The 12,022-nt window shown below is 71.0% G+C and carries 11 protein-coding genes and 1 pseudogene; 2 read left to right on the forward strand and 10 right to left on the reverse strand.

What is annotated here, in order from left to right; translation table 11 throughout:
* Positions 1–16 precede the first annotated feature (16 nt).
* Positions 17–1,150, forward strand: a complete 1,134-nt coding sequence (locus AC5RUW_RS07995; protein WP_494160177.1) for a bifunctional 2-methylcitrate synthase/citrate synthase — start codon at positions 17–19, stop codon at positions 1,148–1,150.
* A gap of 63 nt (positions 1,151–1,213) precedes the next feature.
* Here the strand turns inward: AC5RUW_RS07995 and AC5RUW_RS08000 are convergent, their stop codons facing one another.
* Entirely contained in the window at positions 1,214–1,705 is a 492-nt protein-coding gene (locus AC5RUW_RS08000) for an 8-oxo-dGTP diphosphatase (protein WP_494160178.1), read from the reverse strand.
* Between the two features lie 200 nt (positions 1,706–1,905).
* Here AC5RUW_RS08000 and AC5RUW_RS08005 point away from each other — a divergent pair, with 200 nt between their 5' ends.
* Entirely contained in the window at positions 1,906–2,190 is a 285-nt protein-coding gene (locus AC5RUW_RS08005; RefSeq protein ID WP_494160179.1) for a hypothetical protein, read from the forward strand.
* Positions 2,191–2,265: 75 nt separating this feature from the next.
* Here AC5RUW_RS08005 and xerD read toward each other — a convergent pair whose 3' ends face one another.
* The 9 genes and pseudogenes from xerD to AC5RUW_RS08050 form a co-directional block, all read right to left on the reverse strand.
* Positions 2,266–3,207: a site-specific tyrosine recombinase XerD gene (gene xerD / locus AC5RUW_RS08010; protein WP_494160220.1), complete on the reverse strand. Its 942-nt coding sequence runs from the start codon at positions 3,205–3,207 to the stop codon at positions 2,266–2,268.
* Positions 3,208–3,521: 314 nt separating this feature from the next.
* A complete protein-coding gene (locus AC5RUW_RS08015) occupies positions 3,522–4,190 on the reverse strand; it encodes an NUDIX domain-containing protein (RefSeq protein ID WP_494160180.1) in 669 nt (222 codons plus the stop codon).
* 3 nt (positions 4,191–4,193) lie between these two features.
* On the reverse strand, positions 4,194–5,879 hold the full coding sequence (pyrG, locus tag AC5RUW_RS08020) for a CTP synthase (protein ID WP_494160181.1): 1,686 nt from the start codon (positions 5,877–5,879) through the stop codon (positions 4,194–4,196).
* On the reverse strand, positions 5,876–7,633 hold the full coding sequence (gene recN, locus AC5RUW_RS08025) for a DNA repair protein RecN (RefSeq protein WP_494160182.1): 1,758 nt from the start codon (positions 7,631–7,633) through the stop codon (positions 5,876–5,878). Before recN ends, pyrG begins: the two co-directional genes overlap by 4 nt.
* Entirely contained in the window at positions 7,630–8,556 is a 927-nt protein-coding gene (locus tag AC5RUW_RS08030; RefSeq protein WP_494160183.1) for an NAD kinase, read from the reverse strand. Before AC5RUW_RS08030 ends, recN begins: the two co-directional genes overlap by 4 nt.
* Positions 8,553–9,449 (reverse strand): TlyA family RNA methyltransferase, encoded by an 897-nt coding sequence (locus AC5RUW_RS08035; protein WP_494160184.1) that lies wholly within the window; start codon positions 9,447–9,449, stop codon positions 8,553–8,555. The genes AC5RUW_RS08030 and AC5RUW_RS08035 overlap by 4 nt, the downstream gene beginning before the upstream one ends.
* Positions 9,449–9,766, reverse strand: a complete 318-nt coding sequence (locus AC5RUW_RS08040) for a hypothetical protein (RefSeq protein ID WP_494160185.1) — start codon at positions 9,764–9,766, stop codon at positions 9,449–9,451. Before AC5RUW_RS08040 ends, AC5RUW_RS08035 begins: the two co-directional genes overlap by 1 nt.
* A 19-nt stretch (positions 9,767–9,785) precedes the next feature.
* Positions 9,786–10,784 carry an HAD-IIA family hydrolase gene (locus tag AC5RUW_RS08045; RefSeq protein WP_494160186.1) on the reverse strand — a complete coding sequence of 333 codons (999 nt, stop codon included), beginning with the start codon at positions 10,782–10,784 and terminating at the stop codon, positions 9,786–9,788.
* Positions 10,777–12,022, reverse strand: a pseudogene (locus AC5RUW_RS08050) (hypothetical protein); the annotation flags it as partial. The gene AC5RUW_RS08045 and the pseudogene AC5RUW_RS08050, both read right to left, overlap by 8 nt.

Consider the following 12,022-nt stretch of genomic DNA (forward strand, 5'->3'; position numbering starts at 1 on the left):
ACAAAGGAGTCCTGTCATGACCGATTCACAGATCCACAAGGGGCTTGCCGGCGTGCTGGTGGACACCACCAGCATCTCCAAGGTCAACCCCGAGACCAACTCGCTGCTCTACCGCGGCTACCCGGTGCAGCAGCTGGCCGCGCACTGCAGCTTCGAGGAGGTCGCCTACCTGCTCTGGAACGGCGAGCTGCCGACGCCCGCCGAACTGGAGACCTTCGCAGCGGCCGAACGCGCCCAGCGGGCGCTGACGCCTGAGCTCAAGGCCGTCATCGACGCCCTGCCGACCACCTGTCACCCGATGGACGTGTGCCGGACGGCGGCGTCGGTGCTCGGCGCGATGCACCCGCAGTCGGAGGACTCCTCGGTGGAGGCCAACATGGCCAAGTCGCTGAGCCTGTTCGCGGCGATGCCCGCCGTCGTCGCCTACGACCAGCGGCGGCGCCGCGGCCAGGACCTGGTCGAGCCCCGCGAGGACCTGGACTACTCCTCGAACTTCCTCTGGATGACGTTCGGTGAAGAGGCGTCCCCCGAGGTGGTGGAGGCGTTCAACGTCTCGATGATCCTGTACGCGGAGCACTCGTTCAACGCGTCCACCTTCACCGGCCGGGTCATCACCTCCACCCTGTCGGATCTGCACTCGGCGGTGACCGGAGCGATCGGCGCGCTGAAGGGCCCGCTGCACGGCGGGGCCAACGAAGCGGTCATGCACACCTTCGAGGAGATCACCGCGGCGGCGGGCGACGGCGACGTCGCGGCTTTCGCCGCCGACTGGCTGGACGACGCGCTGTCGTCCAAGAAGAAGATCATGGGCTTCGGCCACCGGGTCTACAAGAACGGCGATTCCCGGGTGCCGACCATGAAGGCCTCGCTGGACGCAATGATCAAGCACTACGACCGCCCCGACCTCGGCGAGCTGTACACCGCCCTGGAACTGGCCATGGCCGAGCGCAAGAACATCCTGCCGAACCTGGACTACCCGGCCGGCCCGGCCTATCACCTGATGGGCTTCGACACCGCCACGTTCACGCCGCTGTTCGTGGCCGCCCGGATCACCGGCTGGACCGCGCACATCATGGAGCAGCTGGAGGCCAACTCCCTGATCCGCCCGCTGAGCGAGTACGTGGGCCCGGAGGAGCGGCACCTGGGCTAGTTCCGCCTCGCTGACGACGGCACCCGCTGCGGAGGAATCCGCGGCGGGCGCCTTTGTGTCTGCTTAACCGAGCGCGGCGAAGACGATCTCCGCCACGCTGCTGTTGTCCTCGTCGAGGGTGACGGTGGCGGCGAAGTCCTCCCCCGCTAGCACCCGCGGCATCCAGAGCGCCGAGTCCGGCCACATCTGTGCGTACGGGACGGCGTCGACCGGATACCAGGCGGGGATGATCTCCTCGCTTGGGGTGGGCTCGCCTTCCCAAGTGCGGGCGGTGAAGACGACGGTGGACATGTCCCATTCCGGCCGGAACGGGAAGACGAACTCGATGCTGCCGGCGCGGACGAGGTCCTGCTCGCGGACGGTCACGGCCGCTTCCTCCTCGACCTCGCGGACCGCGGCCTGCTCCGGCGTCTCGCCGGGCTCCACATGACCGCCCAGCGTCACGATCCGGCCGGTGCCGAACCCGGTCTGTTTCAGGCCCATGAGGACTTCGGCATTCTCGCCGGTGCCTCGCATCAGGAAGCACAGGACCACGGGAGCAGGTTCATTTGGCACCCGACCAATCTACCGCTGACTCCCCGGGACCAGACAGGGGTCGTACGGCTACGCGCCTCAAGGTGGCTTAAGCGCCTTTCGGCGGGGCCGACGTCGAACCTGTCGCGTGTCCCTTGTTGGCGCTTCGACCGGTTTCGCGCATACTCAGACGACGCAAAGGCAACATTTAGGCCAGATCCGAGACGGCACCCGGGAGTGAAATGTCTGCTGCAGCACTGGCGAAGGCCACGATGTGGTTTGGCGCATGGTTCGGTATCGCGGCCTTCGTCCTCCTTGTTGTGGGGCCCTTCCTCAACCGGAACTTCGCGGTGGCGGACAGCCTGAGCACCATGCCGCTTTCGGCCGTCTGGGAGGTGGCACCCGTCGCGGTCCTGGTGTCCCTGACTTACGTACTCCTGCTGGTTCCGTCCGTGCTGCTCTCGGCCATGCTCATCACGACTTCCCTGGTGATTCGGCGGAGCGTGACGTCGGCAGCAGGCGCCTGACGCCGTACGCGAGCAGGGCGACACTGACGATCGCCAAGAGCACGCTCAGCTGCCGGGCGTCCCCGGAACCGGGTGTCAGAGGGCGCGGGGGTGCGCGGCCGCGTAGACCTCGCGGAGGGTCTCGGCGGTGACGAGGGTGTAGACCTGCGTGGTGGTCACGGACGCGTGGCCCAGCAGCTCCTGCACCACGCGGACATCCGCGCCGCCTTCGAGCAGGTGCGTCGCGAAGGAATGCCGCAGGGTATGCGGGGACACGTCCCGGCCGATCTGCGCCTTCTCCGCGGCGTTCTTGAGGATGGTCCAGGCGCTCTGCCGGCTGAGCCGCCCGCCGCGGGCATTCAGGAACAGGGCGGGCGTGCCCTTGCCCTTGAGCGCCAGTCCCGGGCGGGCGCGCACGAGGTAGTCATCCAGCGCGCGGGCCGCATAGGAGCCGAGCGGCACCAGCCGCTCCTTGGATCCCTTGCCGAACAGGCGCACGACGTCGGGCCCGCGGGCGGGAATGCGTTCCAGCGAGAGGTCATCGACGTCCAGGCCCACGGCCTCGCTGATGCGGGCGCCGGTGGAGTACAGGAACTCCAGCAGTGCCCGGTCGCGCAGCCCGATCGGAGTGTCCAGCGGCACCGCCTCGAGGATGCGGGTCACCTCCTCCACCGTGATGGCCTTGGGCAGGCGCTTGCCGGGCATGGGCGGGTGCACGTCGGCGGCCGGGTCGGTGGCCATGGTGCCTTCCAGCGCCCAGAATTTGTGCAGCCCCCGCACGGCCACGATGGTCCGGGCGGCGGAGCGCAGACTCAGCGCGGCGGCGCCGTCGGTGCCCTCGGAGAGGGCACGGGCGAAGGCGGTCACGTCGTGGCGGGTGATGCGGCCGACGTCGTGCACGCCGTGGGCGGCGAGGAACCGGGCATAGCGGAGCAGGTCGCGGCGGTAGGCCTCGAGGGTGTTGGCGGCCAGGCCGCGCTCCACGGCCATGTGCTGCAGGTAGACGCTGATCTCCCGGCCCACGGCCGTGCTGCGCAGCTCCTCGGCCGCACCCGCGGCACTGACGCGGGCGGAGGTCCGCTTCTTCTCAGCCTTGGCGGGCGGGGCCGCGGCGGTTCCGGCCGGAGCCGGCCCGGAAGCTTCGACCGCTGACGGTGTCGGCGTACCGGGCGTCGCCGTAGCCGAAGCGGCGCCTGCGGACGTCGCCGTCCCGGTCTCGGCCGCAGCACCTTTACCGGAAAGGTCCAGCCTGATGGTGGGGTTCAACTGGGCGTTGAGGTCCAGCTCGATGGTGTCGTTGGGGTCCGCGGCACCGGTGGAACGGTCCCGCGCGTCGGGTGCCGCAGTCACGGCTAAAGGTCCGGGCCGACGGGCCAGGAACCGTGCCGGGAGTGGTGCTCCAGCCACGGTGCATCACCGGGCCGAAGGTCGGCGAAGTCGTTGGCGCGGGCGGCATGGGCGGCGAGCACTCCGGCGATGGCGGAGGGGCTGTGCAGCCGGCCGTCGAGCACCGCCTGCACGGCGTCGTCGAGCTCCACCCAGGCGGTTTCGATCTCGGCTTCCTCGTGTTCGCGCACGTGCCGCTCGTCCTCGGGGACGGGGGTAAGCCCGCGCGCCAGGTAGATGCGCAGCTCCTCGCGAGAGGACCCCGGGGAGAGGAACAGGTCGGTGAGCACGTGCCAGGACGTGGCCTGCAGGTCGGCCTCTTCGGCCAGCTCGCGGGCGGCGGCGGCCACGAAGTCCTCGCCGTCCACGTCCAGCAGCCCGGCGGGAATTTCCCACAGCTTCATGCGCACCGGACGCCGGTACTGGTTGATCAGCAGCACCCGGCCGTAGTCGTCCATCGCGAGGATGGCGACGGCGCCCGGATGCGTGATGTAGTCGCGGACCAGGGGGTCCTCACCGTCGGACAGCTGGAAGCGGTCCTGGACCACGTTCCAGATGCGCCCGGAATAGACGGTTTCGGTGTGCAGCAGCCGCCTCGGGCTCTGTTCGTCGGCGATCCCCCGGTCCGCGACCATTGGTTACTTCCGTTCCTTCTGGTGCGCCAGGGCAGCCTTGACCAGGCCGGCGAAGAGCGGGTGCGGGCGGGTGGGCCGCGAGCTCAGCTCCGGGTGCGCCTGGGTGGAGACGTAGTACGGGTGCACGTCCTCGGGCAGCTCGACGAATTCGACGAGCCCGCCGTCGGTGGTGGTGCCGGAGAAGACCAGGCCGGCTTCGGCGATCTTGTCCCGGTACTGGTTGTTCACCTCGTAGCGGTGCCGGTGACGCTCGGCGACCGTGGTCTTGCCGTAGGTCTTGGCAACCACGGACTCCGGCTCCAGCTTCGCGTCCCAGAGACCGAGGCGCATGGTGCCGCCCATGTCGCCCTGGCCGGCGACGATTTCCTTCTGCTCGGCCATGGTGGCGATGACCGGGTACTGGGTGTCCGGCTCGAACTCGGTGGAGGACGCGCCCTCCAGGCCGACCACGTTGCGGGCGTACTCGATCACCATCGACTGCAGGCCCAGGCACAGGCCCAGGGTCGGCAGCTTGTTCTCGCGGGCGAAGCGCAGCGCACCGAGCTTGCCCTCGAGGCCGCGGATGCCGAAGCCGCCGGGCACGCAGATGGCGTCGACGCCGGCCAGCGCCTTGGCGGCGCCTTCCTGGGTCGAGCAGTCATCGGAGGGCACCCAGCGGATCTTGACCTTGGCCTTGTTCGCGAAGCCGCCGGCGCGCAGCGCCTCGGTCACGGACAGGTAGGCGTCGGGCAGGTCGATGTACTTGCCGACCAGCGCCACCTCGACGTGGTGCTTGGGGTTGTGGACGGCGTCGAGCAGCCGGTCCCACTTGGTCCAGTTGACGTCCTTGAACTTCAGTCCCAGCGCCTGGACGATGTACGCGTCGAGGTTCTGCGAGTGCAGGGTCTTGGGGATGTCGTAGATGCTCGGCGCGTCCGGGCAGCCGATGACGGCGTCCACGTCCACGTCGCACATGCGGCCGATCTTGTCCCGCATGGCGTCCGGCACGGGCCGGTCGGAGCGGATGACGATCGCATCCGGCTGGATGCCGATGGAGCGCAGGGCCGCCACCGAATGCTGGGTCGGCTTGGTCTTCAGCTCCTGGGAGGGACCGATGTAGGGCACCAGGGACACGTGCAGGAAGAACACGTTGTTCCGTCCCACGTCCTGGCGCACCTGCCGGGCGGCTTCGAGGAACGGCTGCGACTCGATGTCGCCGACCGTGCCGCCGATCTCGGTGATGATGACGTCGGGGGCCTTCTTCGCCTCGGAGGGCAGGCGCATCCGGCGCTTGATCTCGTCGGTGATGTGCGGAATGACCTGGACCGTGTCACCGAGGTATTCGCCGCGGCGTTCCTTGGCGATGACGGTGGAATACACCTGGCCGGTGGTCACGTTGGCGGACCCGTCGAGGCTCTCGTCGAGGAAGCGCTCGTAGTGGCCGATGTCGAGGTCGGTTTCCGCGCCGTCGTCGGTCACGAAGACCTCGCCGTGCTGGAAGGGGTTCATTGTGCCCGGATCCACGTTGAGATAGGGATCGAGCTTCTGCATGGTCACCGACAGGCCGCGGGCCCGCAGGAGATGGCCCAGGCTGGATGCCGTCAGGCCCTTGCCGAGGGAAGAGGCCACACCACCGGTGACGAAAATGTGTTTGACCGTAGAAGAGGACTTGGAATTTGATCGCTGCACCACGGAATTCGAGCCTATCACCTTTTGGCCTTCCTGCTCCCCGACTTCGCTGACAAGTGAAGCTCGGCGGCCGCATCCAGGAGCTCCCGGGCGTGCGCCTGCGCCGAGTCCGAGTCCTCCTGGCCGGCCAGCATCCGCGCCAGTTCGCGGATCTTCGCGTCCTGGTCGAGCACGATGACGTCGCTGGCGGTCACACCCTGGCCGTCTTCGGCGGCGGACGATTTCTTGATCACGCGGATGTGCTGGTTGGCGTACGCCGCGACCTGCGGCAGGTGGGTGACCACGATCACCTGCACGTGCCGGGCGAGCATCGCCAGCCGCCGGCCGATCTCGACTGCGGCCTTGCCGCCGACGCCGGAGTCCACCTCGTCAAAGACGAAGGTGGGGACGGGGTCCACTTCGGCCAGGACCACCTCGATGGCCAGCATGACGCGGGAGAGCTCGCCGCCGGAGGCGCCCTTGCCCAGCGGGCGCGGCGGCGCCCCCGGGTGCGGGGCGAGCAGGAAGGAGATGTCGTCGGCGCCGTACGGGCCAAGGTCGGCCGCCTCGGTGAGCTCGATGACCAGCGCGGCGTCGGGCATGGCCAGGGCCGCCAGTTCCGCGCTGACCCGGCTGCTCAGGTCGTCGGCCGCTTCGCGGCGCAGCTTCGTCAGCTCCGACGCCTGTTCGGTCAGGGCCGCGGAGAGGTCCTGAAGCTCCGCTTCCAGCGCCTCGATCCGGCTGTCGTCGTTGCCCAGCTCCAGCAGCCGGGCGCGGCTCTCATCGCGCCAGGCGATGACGCCGTTGACGTCGGGGGCGAACTTGCGCACCAGCCCGGCGAGCTCCCCGCGCCGGTTCTCCACCTCGGCCAGCCGTTCCGGGCCCTCCGCGTCCAGGGAGGAGCCGTAGCTGGCCAGCTCGGTGGCGACGTCGGCCAGGATGTAGCCGACCTCGGCCAGCCGCTCGGCGGAGGCGGCGAGGGCGGGGTCGTTTTCGCCGGCGCTTTCCAGCTGCCGGCGGGCGGACGCGATGAGGCTGGTGGCGTCGGCGCCCTCGGCGAAGTCGCCGCCGACCAGCGCCTGGTGCGCTGCCACGGACGCGGTGCGCAGCTCCTCCACGTTGCCCAGGCGCAGCGCCTCGGCCTTCAGGGCGTCGTCTTCGCCGGGCTGGGGGTCGACGGCGTCGATCTCCTCCAGGGAGGCGGACAGGTATTCGGCTTCACGCAGGCGTTCGCGGGCCTGGCTGCGCAGCTCCGCGAGCTCCTCCCCCGCCGCCTTCCAGCGTCGGAAGTCGCGGCGGTACGCCTCGAGCACGGCGGCGAGCCGGGTGCCGGCGTACTTGTCCAGGGCCTCCCGCTGGGCGGCGGTGCTGCGCAGGCGCAGCTGGTCGGACTGACCGTGCACGGCGACCAGGTGTTCCCCGACCTCGGCGAGGACCCCCACCGGGGCGGTGCGCCCGCCCACGTGGGCGCGGCTGCGGCCGTCGGCGTTGACGGTGCGGGCGAGCATCAGCTCGGCGGCGCCGTCGTACTCCTCCAGTTCGGCTCCGGCCTCTTCGGCGCGGACGACGGCGGCGCTGCTGCGCGGCAGCCGCACCACGGCTTCGGCAAGGGCGGACTTGGCGCCGATGCGCACCGCACCGGCGTCGGAGCGGGCGCCCAGCAGCAGGCCGAGGGCGGTAATGACCATGGTCTTGCCGGCGCCGGTTTCACCGGTGACCACGGTGAAACCGGGGGCCAGGCTCAGCGTGGCGTCGGTGATGACGCCCAGGTCGCGGATCCGGATTTCCTCAATCAATCGTGCAGACCTCCGGTGTGGCTGACGGGTCCCCGCCAGCCCTGGGTGGGCAGCTGGAACTTGCGGACGAGGCGTTCGGAGAACGGGGTGCTGTGGGTGCGGGCCAGGCGCACCGGCGTCGGCGACCTGGTGACCTCCACCCGAGCCCCGGGGGGCAGCTCCACCCCGCGCCGGCCGTCGCACCAGAGCACCCCGGCCGCGTCGGTCCGGGTGAGGATCTCGACGGCGAGCACGGAGCTGGGGGCGACCACCAGGGGGCGGGCGAAGAGGGCGTGGGCGCTGATCGGGGTGATCAGCAGCGCCTCCACCTCGGGCCAGACGACGGGCCCGCCGGCGGAGAAGGCGTAGGCGGTGGAGCCGGTGGGGGTGGCCAGCACCACGCCGTCGCAGCCGAAGGAGCTGATCGGGCGGGCGTCGACCTCGACGACGACCTCGAGCATGCGCTGCCGGTCCGCCTTCTCGACGGCGGCCTCGTTGAGGGCCCAGGTGTGGGCGATGAGCTGCTTGTCCAGCCACACCTGGATGTCGATGGCCATGCGTTCCTCGACGGTGTAGGCCCGTTCCGCCACCCAGCGCACGGTCTGGGCGAGGTCGGCCCGCTCGCTTTCGGCGAGGAAGCCGACGTGGCCGAGGTTCACCCCGAGCAGCGGGACGTTGGTGCCGCGCACCAGTTCCGCCGCGCGCAGGATGGTGCCGTCGCCGCCCAGGACCATGCCCAGGTCGACGCCGTCCAGGGTGACGTCTTCGTCGAGGATTTCGGTGGGGTTGGTCAGGCGGCCGTAGACGGACTGGATGTCCACCAGGTCGCTGCGGCGCATCACCGGCACCAGGCCGGAGTCGTGCAGCACCGTGCAGGCCTCCTGCGCGGCAGCCATGGCGGCGCGGCGGCCGGTATGGGCCAGCACCAGGATCCGTCGGCTCATTCGCTCCTCTTCCCGTTGCGGGGGCCCGCTGTGTTGCCGGGCGCGTCCCCGGGCCAGTCTTCTACGGCGGCCGGGGCCGCGGCAAACCCGTCGAACGCCGCGTCGACCAGGGCCGCGGCGTCGTCGGGCTGCTCAGAAGCCGGGCCCGGCGCGTCCGCGGACGGCACCTGGAGCCACATGAAGAACTCCACGTTGCCGTTCTGGCCGGGCAGCGGGCTGGGTGCCAGCCCGGCCAGGCGCAGGCCGGCGGTGAGCGCGGCGCGGGTGACGCCGGCGACGGCGGCGCGGTGCCGGGCCGGGTCGGTGACCACGCCGGTGCGGTCCAGGCCGCCGCGCCCGACCTCGAACTGCGGCTTGACCATCAGCACCAGCGAGCCGCCGGGCCGGGTGGCTCCGGCCAGGGCCGGCAGCACCAGGGTCAGCGAGATGAAGGACAGATCCGCCACGGTCAGGTCCACCGGTCCCCCGATGTCTGCCGGTTCCAGGTAGCGCACGTTCAGGCCTTCGTGGACGTCCACCCGGGGATCCGTGCGCAGCGACTCCACCAGCTGGCCGTGTCCGACGTCGACGGCGACCACGCGGCCGGCGCCGGCGCGCAGCAGCACGTCGGTGAAACCGCCGGTGGAGGCGCCGGCGTCAAGGCAGCGGGCGCCTGCAGGGTCCACGGCGCTGAAGGCCGCCAGCGCCCCGGCGAGCTTGTGTCCGGCCCGGCTGACGTAATCGGGTGCCTCGGCTTCGAGCACCTCAAGCCGGTCCGCCCCGCCTACCTGCGCGGAGGCCTTGCCGAGCACCGCACCGGCACGCCGGACGCGTCCGGCGGCGATCAGCGAGGCGGCGTGGGTACGGGAACGGGCCAGGCCGCGGGCGACCAGCTCCTGGTCCAGGCGCGCCATCAGGTGTTCCCCCGACGAGGACCGGGGACAGGGCCGGGGACAGGACCGGGGACAGGACCGGGACGTGCCGCGACTGAATCCGCAGCGGGCGCCGCTGCCACGGCAGCGGCCGCTCCGTCCGGCCCTTCCCCGTCCAGCGCCACTGTCAGGGCCTCGTGCATCTGCTGGTAGGCGGCGGCCTGTTCGGTGACCGGCAGCGCCGTCAGTTCCGCGAGGTGCGCCAGGACGGCGTCGACGGCGCCGTCGCCCGACGGCGCCGGGACAGGCGGCCAGGCCGGCGGGACGTCGGGCTCTTGTTCAGGTGCTTTTGGTTCCATCGGTTCCTCCGGGGCCAGACTATGCTCCGTCACCGACAAACAGCACCTCGGGCTCGGTGGCCGTCTCCGTGTCCGGGTGCGCCGCCCACCAGGCGGCGCAGGCGGCACGCCAGCCGTCCAGGTCGGATGACCCGGCGCCGTCGACCACCACTGAGCTGCCGTCCACCCGCGCCTCGGCGATGCCGCAGCGATATCCGGTGTCCGTGGGTTCAGGCAGCGGATACGGCTCAAACAGTGCGGCAAGGTTCGGAATCAGGTAGGTGGGGCGTTCCGCGCTCCGGGCGGCGAGGGCGCTGCGAGGGCTGTCCACGCCGGTGAGCACCAGCGCGGTGTCATAGCCGGCATTGGTGCCGCCGAGAATGTCCGTATCGAGACGGTCGCCCACCACCAGGGGACGACTGACGCCGAGGTGGCGGGCCGCCGTGTGGAACAGCGGTGCGTCCGGCTTGCCCGCCACCAGCGGACGGCGGCCCGTGGCAGCGGCGACCGCCGCCACCAGCGTTCCGTTGCCGGGGGCGATGCCGCGCGCCTGCGGGATGGACATGTCGGTGTTCGTCGCCACCCAGAGGGCCCCCGCCGAGACGGCGAACGCCGCCTCGGCCAGGTCCTTCCAGCCCAGATTCGGGTCGAAGCCCTGGATCACGGCCTGCGGGGCCTCCTCAGCGGAGGCGACCGGCTGCAGGCCCTGGTCCTGGACCGCCGCCCTCAGCGTGGGACTGCCCACCACCAGCACGGAGGCACCGGCCGGGACCTGCCCGGCCAGCAGCTCCGCGCCGGCCTGCGCTGAGCCGAACACATGGTCCGCCCGGGCCGGGGCGCCGAGCTCGCGGATGTGCGCCGCCACGGTCTCCGAGGAGCGCGAGGCGTTGTTGGTGATGTACGCAAGGGCGACGCCGGCCGGTTCCAGGCGGGCCAGGGCCTCGACGGCCCCGGGTATCGCGTTCGGCCCTGCGTACACGACGCCGTCTAGGTCGGCGAAGACCGCCTCGTATCCCTGAAGGAGCCAGGACTCAGGCATCGCGGCCCGAAACCTGCTCGTCCGGCCCGTTGCCCTCTGCGGCCGTGTCCGCGGACTCAGCGTCGGCGTCGTCCTCAGAGACCTGGCCCGGGCCGTCCGTAACGGTCATGCCCGTCTCGTCGACGACGGCTGCATCCTCGACGGTGTCGGCGTCAGCGGCGCGGGCGGAGTCAGTTACTCCGACGGTGCCGGGAGCATCCTCGGAGGCGCCGGTGTGGCGCGGACGCCGGGGCTGCTCGTCCTCCTCGTCGAAGTCGTAAATCTCCGGTTCGGCGAAATCGCCGACGCCCAGTGCCCGCTCTGCGACGAGGGCCTGGCGGCGCCAGCCTTCGGCCTCCTCGGCGCGGTCTACGAGATCGAGGGCGTCTGCGTAGGCGCGGAAGAGCTGCGGGCTGTAGGAGAAGGCCCGGTTGCGGTCCAGCTGCGGGATCTCCAGCGCGGCCACGGCTTCCTCGTACTGCTCCAAGTCCATGTGTGCACCGGAGACGACGATGGCCATGTCCACCTTCCCGGCGGGGCTGAGCTCAGCAGCCTCCTCCGAAGCGGCCAGTTCCAGTGCCTTGTCGGGGCGACCCAGGCCACGCTCACAGTCGGCCATGATCGGCAGGTACTCGGTCGAGCCGCTGATCCGGCGATGCGTCCGGAACTCGCGCAGCGCCTCACCGAAGTGCTCGGCGGCGTAGGCAGTCAGGCCGACTGCTTCGCGCACCGAGGCGAGGCGCCCTGCGCGGCTGCTCGCGGCGACGGCATGCTGGAAGGCCAGTTCAGGGTCGATGTCGATCAGGCGGCCGGCCATCACCAGGTGGCGGCCGACGCGCTCCGCGTTACCCGCTTCGAGGTTCCGCAGCTCGCGCTTCGTCGCCTTGTCCAGTTCCTCGCCCGTGACGTCGGGGTCGACCTCGGGGGCACGCTCGCGGGGTCGGGTGCTGCGCGGGTCGGCCGGGCGGGATCCGCCGTGTTCGCGGGTGCGCTCGGGATAACGGTCGGCACCGCGCTCATGGCGGCGCTCCTCCCGGAAGCCGCGCTCCCCGCTTCCCCGGTTGTCCCGGCTGTCCCGGTTGTAGCCGCGATCGTTCCGGTCTCCGCCTGCGGACGGCCGGTCGCGGAAGGAGCGCTCGGGGCGTCCGGCACCCTCGCGGGGGCCGCGGTCCCGGTCGCCGAAGCTGCGGGGACGGTCGCTGCCGCCACGCTCGTCGCGGCCCTGGTAGCCACGGTTCTCCCGCGGCCCGCGATCGTCG

Source organism: Arthrobacter sp. Y3222053, assembly GCF_059092805.1.